The following is a 20,074-nucleotide window of genomic DNA, read 5'->3' on the forward strand; positions in this document are numbered from 1 at the left end:
CGCACATGCAGTACGTTCGGGTCATGTCCCAGCCCGCCAAGTCCTCACGTACACCAGCTACGCCCGACGCGCCGGAGAGTGCCGCAGGCAGCCGCGCCGCCGCCCAGCGGCTCAAGATGCGCCGAGAACTGGCGGCCGCGGCCATGGAGCTGTTCGCGACCAAGGGGTACGAGGCGACCACCGTCGACGAGATCGCGGCCGCGGCCGGGGTGGCCCGCCGTACCTTCTTCCGTCACTTCCGCTCCAAGGAAGAGGCGATCTTCCCCGACCACGACGACACCCTGATCCGGGCCGAGGCGGTGCTGAACGCGGCTCCCCCGCACGAGCACCCTCTCGACACGGTGTGCCGCGGCATCAAGGAAGTCATGCGGATGTACGCGGCCCGGCCGGAGATCTCGGTCGCGCGCTACAAGCTGACGCGCGAGGTGCCCACCCTGCGCGAGGCGGAGATCGCGTCGGTGGCCCGCTACGAGCGCCTCTTCACCCGCTACCTGCTGGGTCACTTCGACGAGCACGCGCACGACGACGACGCCAACGACGACCCGCTGCTGGCGGAGGTCGCCGCGTCCGCGGTGGTCACGGCCCACAACCACGTCCTCAGACGCTGGCTGCGGGCCGGCGGGCAGGGGGACGTGGAGGCGCAGCTGGACCACGCCTTCGCGATCGTGCGCAAGACGTTCGGGACCGGCATCGGGGCCGGCCGGTCGAGCGCGCCGAAGGCGGCTTCCTCCCCCGCCTCGGTGTCCGCCCAGGGTGAGGTCCTGGTGGCGGTGGCGCGCACCGACGCGCCTCTGGACGAGGTCATGCGCACTATCGAGCAGGCCCTCAAGGAGCGCTGAGCGGCGGATCGCCCTGTGATGACGGCCACCCTACGGGGTGGCCGTTTTGCCATGTCAGGGCACCTTTTCGCGCGGATTTCAGGGGCCGTTCGATCGATCATCGCTCATTTGTTACGTAAAGATTTCACCTGAGAGCAAGTCCTGGCACTCAGTGCCTTGTCACGTGACACGCGGTGTCATACCTTGAAGGAGTCCGGGCGGCCGGCGTGCAGAGACCATGCGCACGTCGGCTGTCCCCTCAAGCCCATGGCTTGCGCGCCCGGACGCCTGCGTCACAGGCACCCTCCCGCGCCACAAAGCGCTGCCGAACAGCACGACCGCCGAACCGACGGCACCTTCAAAAACCCTCAGCAGCACACCGACGTGACCCTCAGCGTCTCCCCTCAAGACGCCATTCGCCGGAGGCAACACCGTGACCGTGAAGGACATCCTGGACGCGATCCAGTCGACCGACTCGACGCAGGCCGACTTCGCCGCTCTGCAGCTCCCCGAGTCCTACCGCGCGATGACCGTGCACAAGGACGAGACGGAGATGTTCGCGGGCATGGCGACCCGCGAGAAGGACCCCCGCAAGTCCCTGCACCTCGACGAGGTGCCGCTGCCCGAGCTCGGCCCGGGCGAGGCCCTGGTGGCCGTCATGGCCTCCTCGGTCAACTACAACTCCGTGTGGACCTCGATCTTCGAGCCGCTGTCCACCTTCGGGTTCCTGGAGCGCTACGGCCGTACCAACGAGCTCGCCAAGCGCCACGACCTGCCGTACCACATCATCGGCTCCGACCTCGCGGGCGTCGTCCTGCGCACCGGCCCGGGCGTCAACGCCTGGAAGCCCGGCGACGAGGTCGTCGCGCACTGCCTGTCCGTCGAGCTGGAGTCCTCCGACGGCCACAACGACACGATGCTCGACCCCGAGCAGCGCATCTGGGGCTTCGAGACGAACTTCGGCGGCCTCGCCGAGATCGCGCTCGTCAAGTCCAACCAGCTGATGCCGAAGCCCGGTCACCTGTCCTGGGAGGAGGCCGCCGCCCCCGGCCTGGTCAACTCCACCGCCTACCGGCAGCTGGTCTCCCGCAACGGCGCCGGCATGAAGCAGGGCGACAACGTCCTGATCTGGGGCGCGAGCGGCGGACTCGGCTCGTACGCCACCCAGTTCGCGCTGGCCGGCGGCGCCAACCCGATCTGCGTCGTCTCCAGCGACCAGAAGGCGGACATCTGCCGCTCGATGGGCGCCGAGGCGATCATCGACCGCAACGCCGAGGGCTACAAGTTCTGGAAGGACGAGAACACCCAGGACCCGAAGGAGTGGAAGCGCTTCGGCAAGCGCATCCGCGAGCTCACCGGCGGCGAGGACATCGACATCGTCTTCGAGCACCCCGGCCGCGAGACCTTCGGCGCGAGTGTCTTCGTCACCCGCAAGGGCGGCACGATCACCACCTGCGCCTCGACCTCCGGCTACATGCACGAGTACGACAACCGCTACCTGTGGATGTCCCTGAAGCGGATCATCGGCTCGCACTTCGCCAACTACCGCGAGGCCTGGGAGGCCAACCGGCTCATCGCGAAGGGCAAGATCCACCCGACGCTGTCGAAGACCTACTCCCTGGAGGAGACCGGGCAGGCCGCGTACGACGTGCACCGCAACCTCCACCAGGGCAAGGTCGGCGTGCTGTGCCTCGCCCCCGAGGAGGGCCTCGGCGTGCGCGACGAGGAGATGCGCGCCAAGCACATCGACGCCATCAACCGCTTCCGCAACATCTGAGACACCCGGGGTCATAGATGACTGAGCGTCAGCCCGCCGACGGCACGCGGGAGAAGGACCGGCCGTGGCTCATGCGCACGTACGCCGGCCACTCCACGGCCGAGGCGTCCAACGAGCTGTACCGGCGCAACCTCGCCAAGGGGCAGACGGGCCTGTCCGTGGCCTTCGACCTGCCCACGCAGACCGGCTACGACTCCGACCACGTCCTCGCCCGCGGCGAGGTCGGCCGGGTCGGCGTGCCGATCGCACACCTCGGTGACATGCGCCGGCTGTTCCAGGACATCCCCCTGGAGCAGATGAACACCTCGATGACGATCAACGCCACCGCCATGTGGCTGCTGGCGCTCTACCAGGTCGTCGCCGAGGAGCAGGGTGCCGACATCACCAAGCTCCAGGGCACGACCCAGAACGACATCGTCAAGGAGTACCTGTCCCGCGGGACGCACGTCTTCCCGCCGGTCCCGTCGCTCCGCCTGACGACGGACATGATCGCGTACACGGTCTCCCACATCCCGAAGTGGAACCCGATCAACATCTGCAGCTACCACCTGCAGGAGGCGGGCGCCACGCCGGTCCAGGAGATCGCGTACGCGATGTCCACCGCGATCGCCGTCCTCGACGCCGTGCGCGCCTCCGGGCAGGTTCCCGAGGAGAAGTTCGGCGACGTCGTGGCCCGTATCTCCTTCTTCGTGAACGCGGGCGTCCGCTTCATCGAGGAGATGTGCAAGATGCGGGCGTTCGGGCGGATCTGGGAGAAGATCACGCTCGAGCGGTACGGCATCGAGAACGCCAAGCAGCGCCGCTTCCGGTACGGCGTCCAGGTCAACTCCCTCGGCCTGACCGAGGCGCAGCCGGAGAACAACGTCCAGCGGATCGTGCTGGAGATGCTGGCGGTGACCCTCTCCAAGGACGCACGCGCGCGTGCCGTGCAGCTCCCGGCCTGGAACGAGGCCCTGGGCCTGCCCCGCCCCTGGGACCAGCAGTGGTCGCTGCGCATCCAGCAGGTGCTCGCCCACGAGAGCGACCTGCTGGAGTACGACGACATCTTCGAGGGGTCGAAGGTGATCGAGGACAAGGTCGCGCAGCTCGTCGAGGACTCCCTCGCCGAGATCGAGCGGATCCAGGAGATGGGCGGCGCGATGGCCGCCGTCGAGTCCGGCTACCTCAAGTCGCAGCTCGTCTCCTCGCACGCCGAGCGGCGCGCCCGTATCGAGTCCGGCCAGGAGAAGATCGTCGGCGTCAACATCTTCGAGACGACCGAGCCGAACCCGCTGACGGCCGACCTCGACACGGCCATCCAGACGGTCGACCCGGCCGTCGAGGCACGGGTGATCGCGGGTCTGCAGCACTGGCGCGACACCCGCTACCAGCCGCCCTTCAACCACCCGCGCCCCTGCAAGGCGCTGGAGAGGCTGAAGGAGGCCGCCAAGGGCACCGACAACCTCATGGAGGCCACCCTGGAGTGCGCCCGCGCCGGTGTCACGACCGGCGAGTGGGCGGGGGCCCTGCGCGAGGTGTTCGGCGAGTTCCGGGCGCCGACGGGAGTCTCCTCCGCGCCGGTCGCGGTGGCCGCCGAGGCGGGCTCCGCGCTGGGCGAGGTGCGGCGCAAGGTCGACGCCACCGCCCGCGACCTCGGAGTCGGCAAGCTGCGCTTCCTGGTCGGCAAGCCCGGCCTGGACGGCCACTCCAACGGTGCCGAGCAGATCGCCGTGCGGGCCCGCGACGCCGGCTTCGAAGTGGTCTACCAGGGCATCCGCCTGACACCCGAGCAGATCGTGGACGCGGCCCTCGCCGAGGACGTGCACGCGGTCGGCCTGTCCATCCTGTCCGGCTCGCACGCCCAGCTCGTGCCGGACGTCCTGGAGCGGCTGCGTGTGGCCGGTGCCACAGATATACCCGTCATCGCCGGTGGGATCATCCCCAATGGAGATGCCGAGCAGCTCAGGGCCGCCGGAGTGGCCGCCGTCTTCACCCCGAAGGACTTCGACATCACCGGGATCATCGGCCGCATCGTCGACGAGATCCGGAAAGCGAACAAGCTCGACCCCCTGGAGGTCCCCGCATGACCGTCAACCGTCTCCGCCCGCGGCGCTCCTGCCTGGCCGTGCCGGGCTCGAACCCCCGCTTCCTGGAGAAGGCCCAGGGTCTCCCCGCCGACCAGGTCTTCCTCGACCTGGAGGACGCGTGCGCCCCGCTCGCCAAGCCCGAGGCGCGGCACACCATCGTCAAGTTCCTCAACGAGGGTGACTGGACCGGCAAGACGAGGGTCGTGCGGGTCAACGACTGGACGACCGAGTGGACGTACCGCGACGTCGTCACGGTCGTCGAGGGCGCCGGCCAGAACCTCGACTGCATCATGCTGCCCAAGGTGCAGACGGCCCAGCAGGTCGTCGCCCTGGACCTGCTGCTGACCCAGATCGAGAAGACCATGGGCTTCGAGGTCGGCAAGATCGGCATCGAGGCGCAGATCGAGAACGCGCAGGGCCTGAACAACGTCAACGAGATCGCGACGGCCTCCCAGCGCGTCGAGACGATCATCTTCGGCCCGGCCGACTTCATGGCCTCCATCAACATGAAGTCGCTGGTCGTGGGCGAGCAGCCGCCCGGCTACCCGGCGGACGCCTACCACTACATCCTGATGAAGATCCTGATGGCCGCCCGCGCCAACAACCTCCAGGCGATCGACGGCCCCTACCTGCAGATCCGCAACATCGACGGCTACCGCGAGGTCGCCCAGCGCGCCGCCGCGCTCGGCTTCGACGGCAAGTGGGTGCTGCACCCGAGCCAGGTCGAGGCGTCCAACGAGATCTTCTCGCCGTCGCAGGAGGACTACGACCACGCCGAGCTGATCCTGGACGCGTACGACTACTACACGTCCGAGGCCGGCGGCAAGAAGGGCTCGGCGATGCTCGGCGACGAGATGATCGACGAGGCCAGCCGCAAGATGGCGCTGGTCATCTCGGGCAAGGGCCGTGCGGCCGGCATGCAGCGCACGTCGAAGTTCGAGATCCCGGAGGCCTGAGCGCGATGCAGTTCGGACGCACCTACGAGGAGTTCGAGGTCGGGGCGACGTACAAGCACTGGCCGGGCAAGACGGTCACGGAGTACGACGACCACCTGTTCTGTCTCCTCACCATGAACCACCACCCGCTCCACATGGACACCAACTATGCGGAGAAGACGACGGACTTCGGCAAGAACGTCGTCGTCGGCAACTACATCTACTCCCTCCTGCTCGGCATGAGCGTGCCGGACATCTCCGGCAAGGCGATCGCCAACCTGGAGATCGAGTCGCTCAAGCACGTGGCGCCGACCTTCCACGGCGACACGATCTACGGTCAGACCACCGTGCTCGACAAGTGGCCGTCCAAGTCGAAGAACGACCGCGGCATCGTCTACGTCGAGACCAAGGGCTACAAGCAGGACGGCACGCTGGTCTGCGTCTTCCGCCGCAAGGTGATGGTGCCGACCGAGACCTACATCAAGGAGCGCGGCGGCGAGCAGCCCGGCCGCCCGGAACTTCAGGAGGGCTGAGCCCCATGGCACGCCTCGCCCAGACCGCCGGTCTGACCGACGTCCAGCAGGAGATCCTCTCCACCGTCCGCGACTTCGTGGACAAGGAGATCATCCCGGTCGCCACCGAGCTGGAGCACCGCGACGAGTATCCGCAAGCGATCGTCGACGGCCTGAAGGAGCTGGGCCTGTTCGGCCTGATGATCCCCGAGGAGTACGGGGGTCTGGGCGAGTCGCTCCTGACGTACGCGCTCTGCGTCGAGGAGATCGCCCGCGGCTGGATGTCGGTCTCCGGCATCATCAACACCCACTTCATCGTGGCGTACATGCTCAAGCAGCACGGCACGCAGGAGCAGAAGGACCACTTCCTGCCGCGCATGGCGGCCGGCGACATCCGCGGCGCCTTCTCGATGTCGGAGCCGGGTCTCGGCTCGGACGTGTCGGCCATCACCTCCAAGGCGGTCAAGGACGGCGACGAATACGTCCTCAACGGCCAGAAGATGTGGCTGACGAACGGCGGAACGTCAAGTCTGGTCGCCGTACTCGTCCGAAGTGATGAAGGACACCCCGAGGGCACCGCGCCCCACAAGTCCATGACGACCTTCCTCGTCGAGAAGGAGCCCGGCTTCGGAGAGGTCCGCCCCGGCCTCACCATCCCCGGGAAGATCGACAAGATGGGCTACAAGGGTGTCGACACCACCGAGCTGATCATGGATGGCCTGCGGATTCCGGCCGACCGGGTGCTCGGCGGCGTCACCGGCCGAGGTTTTTACCAAATGATGGACGGCGTCGAGGTTGGCCGCGTGAATGTCGCGGCGCGTGGCTGCGGCGTCGCTCAGCGTGCCTTCGAGCTCGGCGTCCAGTACGCCCAGCAGCGTCACACTTTCGGCAAGCCGATCGCCCAGCACCAGGCCATCCAGTTCAAGCTCGCGGAGATGGCTACCAAGGTCGAGGCCGCGCATGCGATGATGGTGAACGCCGCACGCAAAAAGGACTCCGGGGAACGAAACGACCTTGAGGCCGGCATGGCGAAGTACCTCGCCTCCGAGTACTGCAAGGAGGTCGTGGAGGACGCGTTCCGGATTCACGGTGGTTACGGCTTCTCCAAGGAGTACGAGATCGAGCGTCTCTACCGTGAGGCACCGATGCTCCTCATCGGTGAAGGTACCGCCGAGATCCAGAAAATGATCATCGGTCGCAGGCTGCTCGAAGAGTATCGATTCCAGGGCTAGATGTCCGGATACGGGGTGTTTTCTTGGAGAAGAAGATCACACCCCGTCAACATTCTTCGGCCGCCGACTCGGCTTCCTGGCTTGCCCAGTTGTGGCCGTCGACCGGTACGATCCCCGGAAAGCCGCCGTCCCCCGTTACAGCGCGGCATCATCCGCTACGAAGGTCATCCATGCCCCACAGCCAAACCTCTGCACCACGCGACAGCCTGGCAGGCGTACGTCTTGCGCGCGGAGCATCGCCGTGGCTTCTCCCGACCGTCGCCACCGCAGCCCTCAGCCTGGCCCGCGCCCGCCGCTCCGGCGTGGCCAAGGCCGTGGCCGTACCCGCCACCGCGCTCGCGGCCGGCATGCTGTGGTTCTTCCGCGACCCCGAGCGCGAGATCGCCCCGGGCCGGGTCATCTCCCCCGCCGACGGTGTGGTGCAGAGCATCATGCCGTGGAAGGACGGCCGCACCCGCGTCGCGATCTTCATGAGCCCGCTCAACGTCCACGTCAACCGCGCGCCGCTCTCCGGCACCGTGACGTCGGTCGAGCACATCCCCGGCGGGTTCGTTCCGGCGTTCAACAAGGAGAGCGAGAACAACGAGCGCGTAGTCTGGCACTTCGACACCGAACTCGGCGACATCGAGATGATCCAGATCGCCGGCGCGGTGGCCCGCCGTATCGTCCCCTACATCCCGCAGGGCACGAAGGTCGAGCAGGGCGACCGCATCGGTCTGATCCGTTTCGGCTCGCGTGTCGACATCTACCTGCCGGAGGGCGTGGAGGTCGCGGTCGAGGTCGGTCAGAAGACCGTGGCTGGGGTGACTCGCATTGACCGTGATTGATCCTGATACCCAGGCGGGCTGGGTGCCCGAGGCGGACGAGGTCGACGACGAGGAGGAGATGCCTCTTTCTCTCCGCCTCTCAATAGCGGACACCCTCACCCTCGGCAACGCCACGTGCGGCTTCATGGCGGTGTACTTCACGACCACCGGGATCCTGATCCCGCACCTCACCGGCGACCAGGAGACCGGCATGGCCCGCCACAGCGCGGCCACGGCGGTCATCCTGATGCTCTGCGCGGCGGTCTTCGACCTGTTCGACGGTCTGGTCGCGCGCAAGCTGCGCTCCTCCCCCATGGGCGCCGAGCTGGACAACCTCTCCGACCTGATCAGCTTCGGGCTGGCGCCGGCGTACTTCGTCCTCGTCTACGGCATGGTCGCCGACGACGCGCACCAGAGAGTGGCCGCGGTCGGGGCGATCGTGGTGCTCCTGGCCGTCGTACTCCGCCTCGCGCGCTTCTCGTGCGTGACGGTGCCGAACGGCATGTTCCAAGGCATGCCGTCCCCGTTCGGTGCGCTGACGGTGGTCTCGATCGTGCTCCTGGAGCTGCCCTTCGTGGCGACGCTCCTCGCCATCGTGGGCACGGCCTGGCTGATGGTGAGCCGGGTCGAGTACCCGAAGCCGCGGGGCCGCCTCGCGGTGGCCATGCTGTCCTGGATCGTCGTGTCCATGGGCCTCCTGGCAGCGTGGGCCTTCGACGCCCCCAGCGGTCAGCTGCTGCTCCAGACGGGCTGCGCGCTCCAGCTGGTCACGGGCGCGGTGATCCCCCTGTTCGCCACGGCCCGCCGGGTGAACAACTTCCGCGGCAACCGCCGCGAGGCACGGGCGGCCCAGCTGCCCTGACCCGCGTCTCACCGCCTGCGGGTGTGGCCCGAGCCTTCACGGCTCGGGTCACACCCGTTTCGGCTTCGAGGACGTCCGCTGTTTGCCCTCGGTCTTCGATCTCGTGCTCCCCGCAGGGGCCGGCGGCTCCGCCATCCGGTGCAGGGCAGCCCACTCCAGCGGGAGGAGGGCATGGAGGAAGTTCGAGCCGGCCGGCGCGGGACACTCCGTGGTGTGGGAGCGGCCCGCCAAGATCGTGCACCACTTCTCGTTGCAGTGGCTCGACAAGAACCAGGTGGAGGGCCTCACCAGCGGGAGCGCTCAGGTCAGGAAGTCCCGTGCGATCTGCTCGGCCACCCGCTCCAGGATCGGGCCGGCGTCCGTGATGCACTTCGCCACGTCCGGTTCGATCTCCGTCAGGGCGTACACCCGGCGGATGCCCGCCCGGCCCAGTGCCTCCGGCGGCAGGGCGAGCCGTCCGCAGACCGCGACGACCTCCTTGTCCGCCGCGCGGGCCGCCGCGGCGACCCCGGCCGGCGCCTTGCCGTGCAGGGTCTGCTCGTCCAGGGAACCCTCGCCGGTGATCACCAGGTCCACCCGCTCCAGGGCCGGGGCGAAGCCCAGCACGTCGAGCATGACCTCGATGCCGGCGCGGAAGCGGGCCCCGAGCAGGAGGGCGCCGTAGCCGATACCGCCCGCGGCGCCCGCGCCCGGGGAGGCCGCGTACTCGGCGGCCCGCGGGCCCACTGCCTCCTCCAGCACCTTGGCGTAGTGCGCCAGAGCCGAGTCCAGGGCCGCCACGTCGTCCGGGGAGGCGCCCTTCTGCGGGCCGTACACGACGGGGGCGCCCTTCGGGCCGGTCAGGGGGTTGTCGACGTCGCTGGCCAGGACCAGTTCCACGTCCGCGAACCGCGGGTCCAGGCCCGACAGGTCCGCCGTGGCCAGCTCGTCCAGGCCGCCGCCGCCCGGCGGGACGGGCTCGCCGTCCGCGTCCAGGAAGCGCGCGCCCAGTGCCGACAGCATCCCGGCGCCGCCGTCGGTGGTCGCGCTGCCGCCCACGCCGAACACGATGGTGCGGGCGCCCGCGTCGAGGGCGGCCCGCAGCAGCTCACCGGAGCCGTACGTGGAGGCCGTGAGCGGCGCGAAGACGCCCTTGGGCAGCCGCTGCAGCCCGCTCGCCTCCGCCATCTCCACGACCGCCGTGTCGCCGCGCAGCGCGAAGGCCGCGCTCACCTCGTGCCCGAGGGGCCCGGCGACGCGCACCTCCCGTCGCTCGAAACCGGCGGCGACCGCCGCGTCCACGGTCCCGTCGCCGCCGTCGGCGACCGGCAGTGCCGTCACCTCCACGGCCGGCACGACCCGGCGCAGGCCGGCCGTCACCCGCTCGGCGACCTGCACGGCCGTCAGCGACCCCTTGAACTTGTCCGCGGCGATGAGCACGCGCTGTGTCACCTGTTTTCCCCTCGCTCTCCGGGCCTCGCGCACGTCAAGGCCAGTCGCGCCGCTGCGACCTTAACCGGAGCACACCCCCGCCGTCATGCCCCGCCCAGAGCCTGAGAACGGCGTGGAAGCGACGTCCGAGCGCCGTGGGAAGCGCCTGTGCGGTCGCCCGAAACCGCACACGCGCCCCCGGAATTGGGTAAACCGGAAACATGACCCCTGTGGGCACCGAGCAAGAGCTCACCGACCGCGTCCTCGGGGGCTGGCTGGGCCGGATCGCGGGCAACATGCTCGGCAAGCCGGTCGAGCAGGGCGACCTGTGGACGCGGGACCGGATCGACCGCTATCTGCGGCAGGCCGCGGCCCTGCCCCTGACCGACTACCTCCCCGAGCCCGCCGTCGAGAGCGACGGCTTCGAGCTGCGCCCCGAGTGGCGCCAGTGCGTACGCGGCCGCATCCACGGCAGCTGCCGGGACGACGACGTCGACTACGCGATCCTCGGCCTCGACCTGCTGGAGACCCACGGCTTCGGCTTCAGCACCGAGCAGGTCGGCGACCTGTGGCTGCTGAGACTGCCCTACCTGCAGACGTTCACCGCCGAGCGGGCGGCGTACCGCAATCTCGCGAACGGTCTGAAGCCGCCGCTGACCGCGACCTACGACAACCCGTACCAGGAGTGGATCGGCGCCCTGATCCGCGCCGACATCTACGGCTGGACCTCACCCGGCGCCCCGCGCCGGGCCGCGTCCCTCGCCCGGCGGGACGCGGTGCTCTCGCACACCGGCAACGGCGTCTACGGCGCGATGTGGGCGGCGGCGCTGATCTCGGCGGCGTTCACGGCGCCGACGGTCCGGCAGGCGGTGGACGCCGCGCTGGCCGTGATCCCGGCCAGCAGCCGTCTCTCCCGCACCGTGCGCCGGGTCGTCTCGCTCCACGACACCCGGATGAGCTGGGAGGACACACTGACGACGGTCGCCGAGGAGACCACCGGCCTCGGCTGGATCCACACCGTCCCGAACGCGGCGGTCCTCACGGCCGGCCTGCTGTACGGCGACGGCGACTTCACCCGCACCATCACGCTCACCGTCCGCGGCGGCCTCGACACCGACTCCAACGGCGCGACGGCGGGCTCGGTGGCCGGCGTCCTGACCGGGGCGGCCGCGATCCCGCCCCAGTGGACGGACCCCCTGGAGGACACCGTCCGCAGCGCGGTCTTCGGCTTCGACGGCGCCCACATCAGCGACCTGGCGGAACGGACGGTGCGGTTGGTGGGCGAGGAGGAGTGAGCGCGACGGCTGGTTACCCTTCCTGGATGAGCAGCTCTGAAGATTTCGCCGCGTACGTCGCGGGTCTGCCCCGCATCCTCTCCGGTGCCGCCGCCCTGTTCCGCGACACTGCGGGCCGGGTCCTGCTCGTCGAGCCCAACTACCGTGACGGCTGGGCCCTGCCCGGCGGCACGATCGAGTCCGACGACGGCGAGACCCCGCGCCAGGGCGCGCGCCGCGAGACGCTGGAGGAGATCGGCCTCGACCGCGAGCTCGGACGCCTGCTCGCGGTGGACTGGGTGTACCGGCCGGGCTGGCCGCCGCTGGTGGCGTACCTCTACGACGGCGGCGTCCTCGGCGAGGAGGACCTGAAGGCGATCCGCCTGCAGGAGGAGGAACTGCTGTCCTGGCGGCTGGTGGACCGCGCGGAACTCGACGACTACCTCCTGGGCACCCTCGGCGGCCGCGTCCTGGCCGCCCTGGACGTCCTGACCGAGGGCTCGGGGACGGCAGAGCTGGAGAACGGGCGGCGGGTGGGCTGAGTCTCGGATGCCAAAGGGAGGGCGAATTCACACACTGTTGTTCTCTCTTCCCGGGCGTGGACGCTGTTCGGGCTCTCGCCCGAGAGAGCGGTACGAGCCGGGGGCGAGAACATGCCAGACGACTTCGTCCCACCATCACCCCGCGAGCCGTCCGGGCCGCGGTTGATGCTCGCGTCCGGCCGGGACCCCGGCAGGGCCTTCCCCGTTCGCCGGGCGGGAGCGCTCGCCTCGGCCGGAGCGTCGGTCGGATTACTCGCTCGCCCCCAGGCGCTGAAGCGACCTACTCTCGGCCCATGAACAGGCCCCTCGTAGCCATCCTGAGTGGCGCAGGCATCTCCACGGACTCCGGGATCCCCGACTACCGCGGACCCAGCGGACTGTGGCGGAAGGATCCCGAGGCCGAGAAGCTCGTGACGTACGAGTACTACATGGGCGATCCGGAGATCCGGCGACGCTCGTGGCAGATGCGGCGCGCGAACGGGACGCTGAAGGCCGAGCCGAACACGGCGCACCTCGCCGTGGCCGAGCTGGAGCGCGCCGGAGTGCCGGTCAGGGTCGTGACGCAGAACGTGGACGGGCTGCACCAGCTCGCCGGGCTTCCCGCCCGCAAGGTGATCGAACTGCACGGCAGTGCGCGGAGCGTGGTGTGCACGAAGTGCCGGGCGCGCGGGCCGATGGAGGCCGCGCTGGCCCGGGTGGAGGCCGGCGAGGCCGACCCGCCGTGCTTGGAGTGCGGCGGGATCCTGAAGTCGGCGACCGTGATGTTCGGGGAACGCCTCGACCCGGTGGTGCTCGGCGAGGCGCTGGCCATCAGCAAGGCCTGTCAGGTGTTCATCGCCGTAGGCAGCAGTCTTCAGGTGCAGCCGGCGGCGGGGCTCGCCGGTGTCGCCGCCGACCACGGGGCTCGCCTGATCATCGTCAACGCCGAACCGACCCCGTACGACGAGATCGCCGACGAGGTCGTACGGGAGCGCATCGGAACGGCGCTCCCGGCGCTGCTGCGGCGGCTTCGCGAGGACGGCTCGTAGGGCTCACTCAGGGGCCGTACGGCGTCCACGGTGCTCGCGCAGAGTGCTCAGCCAGTGGTCGGCCGCCGGACCGGGACCCGTCAGGGGCACGCCCGTCACCTGGGGGCCCCAGACGTCGGGCTGGAACACGCCGTCCTCGACCGGGGGCTCGGCGGCGACCAGGAGCGGGACGTGCAGTGCCGCGGCCATGCCGGCCTCGATCTGCAGCCAGGGCGAGGTCCACCAACCGGCCGACGGGGCTTCCTCCTTGGTGTCGGGCCGCCAGATCGCGGTGCGCGCGTCCAGCTGGCGGAAGCCGAGCAGGACGGCTCCGTCGCAGTGGGCGATCAGACTCGACAGGGTCCGCCAGGGGTCCGCACCGTAGCTGTCCCTGCCCATGCGCAGGACGTCGCAGGACCGGCGTTGAAGCCAGGTCACCCAGCGGTCCAGCTCCGGCTGCTGCTCCGGGCTGAGGACGGACGGTGTCCCGAGAAAGACGCGGGGGAGTTCGGGTTCGCTCGTGTTCATACGGGTTCTTCGCTGACTACTTTGCCGGTCGAGTCCAGTAGGCCCATTATCTCCTGCGGTATGTCTAAGGCCCCGGAGAACTGAGCGCCCTTGAGACGCGCCCCGGCGAAGTGGGCGCCCGCAAGGCGGGCCTCCCTGAAGTCCGCGCCGGTCAGGACGGCGTCGGCGAGCACCGCGTCCGCGAGGGACGCGCGGTAGAAGACCGCCCCGGGCGCATGGACTCCTTTCAGGGAGGCACTGGTGAGGTCGGCCTCGAAGAGATCCGCGTGGGTGAGATCGACCTTCTTGCGATCGCCCTCCTTGCGGCCCAGGTAGGCGCGGGTCAGGTTGCACCCCTGCAGATCTGCGCCGGCCAGGGAGGGGGCGTAGCGCAGGCCGTCGGCGAGGACCTTCTGGATGTGGCCCGTCCCGGCCTCCCTGAGCAGGCCGGTGATCACGGCGACGGCCTCGTTGGCGTAGGGCGTGCGGCCCGCTCCCTGTTCCGAGTGGGTGTCGAAGAACCGGCGCATCAGGATCGCCGCGGCCATCTGCTGTGTCGAATTGTCCGAGGCCAAGGCCTCCATGACATCCCGAAAGGCCGCGCCGACCGCCGCGGACGTGTCGCGCTTGCGCTGGAAGTTGACCACCCCCAGCACGCTGACGCCGACGGTTGCGAAGGTTCCGACGATTCCGGTCCACACCTGCACGTCGCTGGCCGCCATCTCACCCCTGTGTCCGAAGCCCGCTCGTCACGGCGTGATGACCCTACAAGGAGCGGGGCGAGGAAGTGGCGGTCCCGCAGCGGCGGTTCAGAAGAGGGCCGAGCCCCGCTCGAAGTCCAGTAGGCGGCGTTTGCGGGGGAGGCCGCCGCCGTAGCCCGTGAGGCTGCCGTCGGCGCCGACGACGCGGTGGCAGGGGACGATGATGCCGATCGGGTTCTTGCCGTTGGCGAGGCCGACCGCGCGGGAGGCGCCGGGGTTGCCCAGGGCGTCGGCGAGTTCGCCGTAGGAGCGGGTCTCGCCGTAGGGGATGCGGCGGAGCTGGTCCCAGACGGCGCGTTGGAACGGGGTTCCGTGCAGGTGGAGTTGGAGGGTGAACTCCTTCAACTCGCCCGCGAAATAGGCCTTCAGTTGTTGCCGCGCCTCTTCGAAGAGGGTGTCGTCGCGGTCCCCGAAGGTATCCTGCGGCGGGCGGTGGCGCTGGTCGGTCATGTAGAGGCCGCAGAGGGAGCCGTCCTCGGCGACGAGGGTCAGGGGGCCGTACGGGCTGTCGATGACGGTGTGTCGTCTCACTGGATGTCCCTGCTTTTCCTTACACCGGGAGGAAGTTGATCGGGTGGCTGTCGGTCGCCCACAGGTACTGGACCGCGTACGCCCGCCAGGGCCGCCAGGCCGCCGCGCGGGCCGTGAGCGCCGCCGGCGTGGAGGGCAGCCCCAACTCCTGTGCGGCGCGCCGGATTCCGAGGTCGGTGGGGAGGAAGGCGTCGGGGTCGCCGAGGGCGCGCATCGCGATCACGTCCGTCGTCCAGGGGCCGAAGCCGGGCAGGGCGAGGAGGCGGGTGCGGGTCTCCGGCCAGTCGCTCTCCGGGCCCAAGTGGATCGTGCCCGAGGCCAGTTGGGTGACCAGGGTGGTGAAGGTGGTGCGCCTGCTGCGGGGCATCGCCAGGGACTCGGGGTCGACTGCGGCCAGGGCCTCAGGGGTCGGGAAGAGGTGGGTGAGACCGCCTTCGGGATCGTCCACCGGATCGCCGTGGGCGGTGACCAGGCGGGCCGCGTGGGTGCGGGCGGCGGCCGTGGAGACCTGCTGGCCGAGGACCGCCCGCACGGCGAACTCCGCCTCGTCCACCGTGCGCGGGACGCGCCGGCCGGGGGCCTTGTCGACCAGCGGGGCGAGCTGCGGGTCCGTGCGCAGCTGTTCGTCGATCGCGACCGGGTCGGCGTCCAGGTCGAGCATGCGCCGGCAGCGGCTGATGGCGACGGGCAGGTCGCGCAGGTCGCTGAGGGCGAGACGGCAGGCGATGTGGTCCGGCTGCGGGGTGAGGGACGCGATGCCGTGGCCGTAGGGGAGGCGGAGGGTGCGGCGGTAGGCGCCGTCACGCCATTCCTCGACGCCGGGTACGGCGGTCGCGGCGAGGTGGCCGAAGAGGTTGTCGGGGTTGAGCGGGGTACGGAAGGGGAGGCGGAGGGCGAGGGTGCCGGGGGCGCCGCCCGCCGCGGCGGGGACGCCCGCACCGGCGGCCGGCCGGGACTTCCTCTTCGGCAGGCGGGCGCGCAGCTCGCTCGGGGAGAGGGCGAAGACCTCGCGGACGGTGTCGTTGAAGGTGCGGATCGAGGAGAAGCCGGCCGCGAAGGCGATCTCCGCCATGGGGAGCGGGGTCGTCTCGATCAACAGGCGGGCCGTCTGGGCGCGTTGCGCGCGGGCCAGGGCCAGCGGGCCCGCGCCGAGCTCGGCGAGCAGCTGGCGTTCGGTCTGCCGGGTGCTGTAGCCGAGGCGGGCGGCGAGACCGGGGACGCCCTCGCGGTCGACGACGCCGTCGGCGATCAGGCGCATCGCGCGGGCCACGAGGTCGGCGCGCTGGTTCCACTCCGGGGAGCCGGGGCTGGTGTCCGGACGGCAGCGCTTGCAGGCGCGGAAGCCGGCCTGCTGGCAGGCGGCGGCGCTCGGGTAGAAGGTCATGTTCCGGGGCTTGGGCGGGACGACCGGGCAGCTGGGCCGGCAGTAGATGCGGGTCGTCAGGACCGCCGTGAAGAACCATCCGTCGAAACGGGCGTCCTTGGACTGGACGGCCCGTACGCAGCGCTCTCGGTCGGTGTGCATCCCGTTCTGCATGCGTCCAGCATCCGCGATGGGCGCCGGTCGGGCTGGCGAGAATCCGACATGAACCTGGGATGCCCTGGGACGGCGCGGATCGCCGGGAGCGCCGGGACGCGTGAACGGCCGTTCGGCTGTCGGCGCCCGCTGGGTAGGATGCCCGCATGGGTCATGGAGCCGCTGCCGCGCAGGACGTCACCGAGCGCGTCCGTCTGGACGCGGGCAACGTCGCCAAGGTGGCGACCACGCTCCAGGCCCTGTCGACCCCCTCCAGGCTGCTGATCCTCGCACGGCTGCGCGAGGGGCCGCTGCCGGCCACCGAGCTGGCGGCCGAGGTGGGGCTGGAACAGTCCGCGTGCTCGCACCAGTTGCGGCTGCTGCGCAACCTGGGACTGGTCGTCGGTGAGCGCCGCGGGCGGTCGGTGGTGTACGCGCTGCACGACCACCATGTCGCCGAGCTCCTCGACCAGGCCGTGTACCACGTCGAGCACCTGCGGCTGGGGATCAGTGACGCCGGGGAGTGACCCCGCGCGGCGGCGGATGTGGCCCTTGTACGCCGCCGGGTTCACCACCGCCTTCGGAGCGCACGGCATCGCCGCGAACCTCGGGGGCGCCGGACCCGACGCCGTCACGTCCCTGCTGGTCCTGGGCGGCCTGCTGGCCCTGTACGACGGTGCCGAGGTGCTGCTGAAGCCGGTGTTCGGCACGGTCGCCGACCGGATCGGGGCGCGGCCGGTACTGCTGGGCGGGCTCGTGGGCTTCGCGGTCGCGTCCGCGGTGTACGTCCTCGCGGACGGCCCGGGATGGCTGTGGGCGGCGCGGCTGGGGCAGGGAGCGGCGGCGTCCGCGTTCTCGCCGGCCGCCTCCGCACTGGTGTCACGGCTCAATCCGGCGGCGAAGCAGGGGCGGGCGTTCGGGAGTTACGGCTTCTGCAAGTCGATCGGGTACACGCTGGGTCCGCTGCTGGGCGGGGTGCTGGTGTGGGCGGGCGGGCTGCGGCTGCTGTTCACGGTGCTCGCGGTGCTCGGCGCGGCCGTCGCGGTGTGGGCGCTGGTGGCCGTACCCGTCGTGCCGCCGCTCCCCCGGGCCCGGCAGACCGTGCTGGATTTGGCGCGGCGGCTCGCGGACCCGGCGTTTCTCGGGCCGACGGCCGCGCTCGCGGGGGCGACGGCCGCACTGTCGGTCGGCGTGGGGTTCCTGCCGGTGTCCGGCCGGGTCGCCAGGCTCGGGACGGTGGCGACGGGGGCCGCGGTGTCGGTGCTGGCCGCCTGCGCGGCGGTCGTCCAGCCGCGGGCCGGCCGGGCCCTGGACGCGGGGCGGCTCGGCGCGCGCGCCGGTCTCACCGCGGGGCTGCTGCTGGCCGCGGCGGGCCTGGCCTGCGCGATGCTGCCCGGTCTGGCGGGCATCCTGCTCGCCGCCGTCCTCATCGGCGTCGGCACGGGGCTGATCACACCGCTCGGCTTCGCGGCACTGGCCTCCGCCACCCCGCCGGAACGGCTCGGGCAGACCATGGGCGCGGCCGAGCTGGGACGCGAACTGGGCGACGCGGGCGGCCCGTTGCTGGTGGCCGCGGTCGCCACGACGGCGACACTGGCATACGGGTACGCGGCGCTGGCGGTGGTGCTGGCGGGCGGCACGGCGGTGGTCGCGGCCTCGCGTGTGCGTCGCGGGGCACGCGTGACGGAGGGACGGGACGGCTGACGCCGGCCGGGAATCGGCACGCGCGTGACGACCTGGCCCGACGGCGCGCCTCAGCCCGCGCCGTCCGCGGTTCGGAGCGCCTCAGCACCCGCCGCCCCCGATTCGGAGCGCCTCAGCCCCCGCCGCCCCCGGTTCGGAGCGCCTCAGCCCCCGCCGCCCCCGATTCGGAGCGCCTCAGCCCCCGCCGTCCCCGGTTCGGAGCGCCTCAGCCCCCGCCGCCCCCGATTCGGAGCGCCTCAGCCCCCGCCGCCCCCGATTCGGAGCGCCTCAGCCCCCGCCGTCCCCGGTTCGGGGCAGCCCGCCTACAGCGCCCCTCCGGTCAGCATGCTCAGCAGATCTCCCGTGGCGTCCACCGCTCCGAGGGCCGCCAGGGCGCCCACGGTCAGGATGGCCGCGGCGACAGGGCGCAGATGGCGGGGCGGGGTGGCCTGGAGGGCGGCGATGCGGCGGGTGACGGCGCGGTCGGCGAAGTGCAGGGCGCAGTCGGCGCCGTGGGAGACCAGGGCGGCTCGGGCCAGGGCGCGGGCCGTGGTGCGGCGGTCGCCGACGGCGCCGGCGGCCTGTTCGTCGGCCCAGCGTTCCACCAGGTAGGCGACGGCGCCGCGGACCGGCAGGAGCAGCGGGTTCGCCGCGGCGGCCAGGGTCGCCGCGTGGACGTAGAACGCGTGCCGGTGGGTGAGGTGGGCGCGCTCGTGGGCGAGCAGGACCCGGCGTTCGGCGGGGCGCAGCGCGGCGAGCATGGCGCTGGTGACCAGGATCCGGCCCGGGTCGCCGGGCACGGCGAAGGCCCGGGGCCGCGGTGAGGCGGCGACGACGAGTTCGGTGCCGGGCGGGTGGCCCTCGCACAGTCGGCGCAGGGTGCGGCGGGTGGCGCGATGGGCGCGGACCGCGCCCAGGATCCGGCCGACGGCGACCGCGAGGACGAGGAGTGCGAGGAGGGCCACGGCGTCCGGGACCGGCTCGGGCAGCGCGCGGCCGCCGGCTCGGGCGTGGGCGACGACCGGCGGGACCTCGCCGGCCAGTGTCGCGGTCAGCAGCGCGAAGGCCCACAGGGAGGCGCCGGCGGTGAGCACGGCGGCGCCGGTCAGCGCGCGGGCGGCCGCCGCGGGCGTCCCGAACCGGGCGAGTCGCGGCCCGGCCGCGCCGAGCAGGAGCGACAGCAGCAGCGGGGTGTAGACGTCGATCCTCATGTGCCGCCTCCTGTCCGACCGTTGCATCCGTATGCCGTACGACACCGCCGGCCGGGCCCCTCACGCACCGCCGTCGCTCAGCAGCTCGCGCAGGGCGCTCTCCTCCTCGGGGCTCAGCCCGGTCACGAACTGCTGCAGGGCGGCTATCGGGTCGGGCCCGCGGTCCAGGGCCCGGTGCATGGCCTCGGCGGTCATCTCGGCGGCGTTCTTCACGGGACGGTAGGCGCCGCGCCGGCCGTCGGCGTCGCGCAGGACGAGGTCCTTGTCGTGCAGGCGGCGCAGGATGGTGTGCACGGTGTTGTAGGCGAGTCCGTCGCCGAGTTCGGACTGGATCTCGGCCGGGGTCAGGGGCCGTTCCGTGGCCCACAGGGTGGCGAGGATCTCGCTCTCCAGCTCCCCGGGGCTGCGTCGCTCGGCCCTGCCGCGAGGGGTCGTGCCTGCCATGGCCACCACCTTACGGTGCGTAGGTTCCCTCGGTCACCGACTCGCACCTGCCCCTTACCCGCCTCCGGCGCCTGCCCGACCTACAAGTTGTAGGGTGACTTGGACCTTACAGACTGTAGGGCCGGGAGGGATGAGGATGACGACAACGTCCCCCGCCTCCTCCGCACCCTCGCCGGAGCG

Annotated in this window: 20 protein-coding genes; 13 read left to right on the forward strand and 7 right to left on the reverse strand. The window is 71.1% G+C overall.

Annotation, left to right across the window (positions count from 1 at the left end; genetic code table 11):
• Positions 1-23 precede the first annotated feature (23 nt).
• The 8 genes from ACQF4J_RS11290 to pssA all read left to right on the forward strand — a co-directional run bounded on the left by ACQF4J_RS11290 (position 24) and on the right by pssA (position 9,008).
• Positions 24-839 carry a TetR family transcriptional regulator gene (locus ACQF4J_RS11290; RefSeq protein WP_351567544.1) on the forward strand — a complete coding sequence of 272 codons (816 nt, stop codon included), beginning with the start codon at positions 24-26 and terminating at the stop codon, positions 837-839.
• Between the two features lie 412 nt (positions 840-1,251).
• Positions 1,252-2,595 (forward strand): crotonyl-CoA carboxylase/reductase, encoded by a 1,344-nt coding sequence (gene ccrA, locus ACQF4J_RS11295; RefSeq protein WP_351567541.1) that lies wholly within the window; start codon positions 1,252-1,254, stop codon positions 2,593-2,595.
• A 17-nt stretch (positions 2,596-2,612) separates the two neighbouring features.
• Positions 2,613-4,661, forward strand: a complete 2,049-nt coding sequence (locus ACQF4J_RS11300; RefSeq protein ID WP_351567538.1) for a protein meaA — start codon at positions 2,613-2,615, stop codon at positions 4,659-4,661.
• Positions 4,658-5,617 carry an HpcH/HpaI aldolase/citrate lyase family protein gene (locus ACQF4J_RS11305; protein WP_427165563.1) on the forward strand — a complete coding sequence of 320 codons (960 nt, stop codon included), beginning with the start codon at positions 4,658-4,660 and terminating at the stop codon, positions 5,615-5,617. The genes ACQF4J_RS11300 and ACQF4J_RS11305 overlap by 4 nt, the downstream gene beginning before the upstream one ends.
• 5 nt (positions 5,618-5,622) lie before the next feature.
• Complete coding sequence (locus tag ACQF4J_RS11310; protein WP_059195327.1) at positions 5,623-6,129, forward strand: MaoC family dehydratase; 507 nt, start codon at positions 5,623-5,625, stop codon at positions 6,127-6,129.
• Between the two features lie 5 nt (positions 6,130-6,134).
• Positions 6,135-7,340, forward strand: a complete 1,206-nt coding sequence (locus ACQF4J_RS11315) for an acyl-CoA dehydrogenase family protein (RefSeq protein WP_094056016.1) — start codon at positions 6,135-6,137, stop codon at positions 7,338-7,340.
• 170 nt (positions 7,341-7,510) lie between these two features.
• Positions 7,511-8,167, forward strand: coding sequence for a phosphatidylserine decarboxylase (locus ACQF4J_RS11320; RefSeq protein WP_058922170.1), 657 nt, complete (start codon positions 7,511-7,513; stop codon positions 8,165-8,167).
• Positions 8,168-8,189: 22 nt separating this feature from the next.
• Positions 8,190-9,008: a CDP-diacylglycerol--serine O-phosphatidyltransferase gene (pssA, locus tag ACQF4J_RS11325; RefSeq protein WP_351567690.1), complete on the forward strand. Its 819-nt coding sequence runs from the start codon at positions 8,190-8,192 to the stop codon at positions 9,006-9,008.
• A 300-nt stretch (positions 9,009-9,308) separates the two neighbouring features.
• Here pssA and ACQF4J_RS11330 read toward each other — a convergent pair whose 3' ends face one another.
• Entirely contained in the window at positions 9,309-10,439 is a 1,131-nt protein-coding gene (locus tag ACQF4J_RS11330; RefSeq protein ID WP_427165564.1) for a glycerate kinase, read from the reverse strand.
• A 200-nt stretch (positions 10,440-10,639) separates the two neighbouring features.
• On the opposite strand from ACQF4J_RS11330, the gene ACQF4J_RS11335 reads away from it, so the two are divergent.
• The 3 genes from ACQF4J_RS11335 to ACQF4J_RS11345 all read left to right on the forward strand — a co-directional run bounded on the left by ACQF4J_RS11335 (position 10,640) and on the right by ACQF4J_RS11345 (position 13,262).
• Positions 10,640-11,713: an ADP-ribosylglycohydrolase family protein gene (locus ACQF4J_RS11335; RefSeq protein WP_351567530.1), complete on the forward strand. Its 1,074-nt coding sequence runs from the start codon at positions 10,640-10,642 to the stop codon at positions 11,711-11,713.
• 26 nt (positions 11,714-11,739) lie between these two features.
• Positions 11,740-12,234 carry an NUDIX hydrolase gene (locus ACQF4J_RS11340; protein ID WP_351567527.1) on the forward strand — a complete coding sequence of 165 codons (495 nt, stop codon included), beginning with the start codon at positions 11,740-11,742 and terminating at the stop codon, positions 12,232-12,234.
• 293 nt (positions 12,235-12,527) lie between these two features.
• On the forward strand, positions 12,528-13,262 hold the full coding sequence (locus ACQF4J_RS11345) for an SIR2 family NAD-dependent protein deacylase (protein ID WP_351567524.1): 735 nt from the start codon (positions 12,528-12,530) through the stop codon (positions 13,260-13,262).
• A gap of 3 nt (positions 13,263-13,265) precedes the next feature.
• Here ACQF4J_RS11345 and ACQF4J_RS11350 read toward each other — a convergent pair whose 3' ends face one another.
• From ACQF4J_RS11350 to ACQF4J_RS11365, 4 genes are all read right to left on the reverse strand, one after another.
• Positions 13,266-13,769, reverse strand: coding sequence for a hypothetical protein (locus tag ACQF4J_RS11350; RefSeq protein ID WP_351567521.1), 504 nt, complete (start codon positions 13,767-13,769; stop codon positions 13,266-13,268).
• Positions 13,766-14,470, reverse strand: coding sequence for a pentapeptide repeat-containing protein (locus tag ACQF4J_RS11355; RefSeq protein ID WP_351567516.1), 705 nt, complete (start codon positions 14,468-14,470; stop codon positions 13,766-13,768). The genes ACQF4J_RS11350 and ACQF4J_RS11355 overlap by 4 nt, the downstream gene beginning before the upstream one ends.
• Positions 14,471-14,557: 87 nt before the next feature.
• Positions 14,558-15,040: a methylated-DNA--[protein]-cysteine S-methyltransferase gene (locus ACQF4J_RS11360; protein ID WP_351567511.1), complete on the reverse strand. Its 483-nt coding sequence runs from the start codon at positions 15,038-15,040 to the stop codon at positions 14,558-14,560.
• 19 nt (positions 15,041-15,059) lie between these two features.
• Positions 15,060-16,577, reverse strand: coding sequence for an AlkA N-terminal domain-containing protein (locus tag ACQF4J_RS11365; protein WP_351803178.1), 1,518 nt, complete (start codon positions 16,575-16,577; stop codon positions 15,060-15,062).
• A gap of 146 nt (positions 16,578-16,723) precedes the next feature.
• On the opposite strand from ACQF4J_RS11365, the gene ACQF4J_RS11370 reads away from it, so the two are divergent.
• Positions 16,724-17,083 (forward strand): ArsR/SmtB family transcription factor, encoded by a 360-nt coding sequence (locus tag ACQF4J_RS11370; RefSeq protein WP_351567505.1) that lies wholly within the window; start codon positions 16,724-16,726, stop codon positions 17,081-17,083.
• A gap of 16 nt (positions 17,084-17,099) precedes the next feature.
• The gene (locus tag ACQF4J_RS11375; RefSeq protein WP_427168580.1) at positions 17,100-18,260 is read left to right on the forward strand and encodes an MFS transporter; all 1,161 of its coding nucleotides are present in this window, start codon (positions 17,100-17,102) and stop codon (positions 18,258-18,260) included.
• Between the two features lie 302 nt (positions 18,261-18,562).
• Here ACQF4J_RS11375 and ACQF4J_RS11380 read toward each other — a convergent pair whose 3' ends face one another.
• Both ACQF4J_RS11380 and ACQF4J_RS11385 read right to left on the reverse strand, forming a co-directional pair.
• Entirely contained in the window at positions 18,563-19,450 is an 888-nt protein-coding gene (locus ACQF4J_RS11380) for a M48 family metalloprotease (protein ID WP_351803180.1), read from the reverse strand.
• 60 nt (positions 19,451-19,510) lie between these two features.
• Positions 19,511-19,894: a BlaI/MecI/CopY family transcriptional regulator gene (locus tag ACQF4J_RS11385; protein ID WP_427165565.1), complete on the reverse strand. Its 384-nt coding sequence runs from the start codon at positions 19,892-19,894 to the stop codon at positions 19,511-19,513.
• Positions 19,895-20,074: the final 180 nt, after the last annotated feature.

Source organism: Streptomyces sp. C1-1 (assembly GCF_050214755.1).
Taxonomy (GTDB): domain Bacteria; phylum Actinomycetota; class Actinomycetes; order Streptomycetales; family Streptomycetaceae; genus Streptomyces.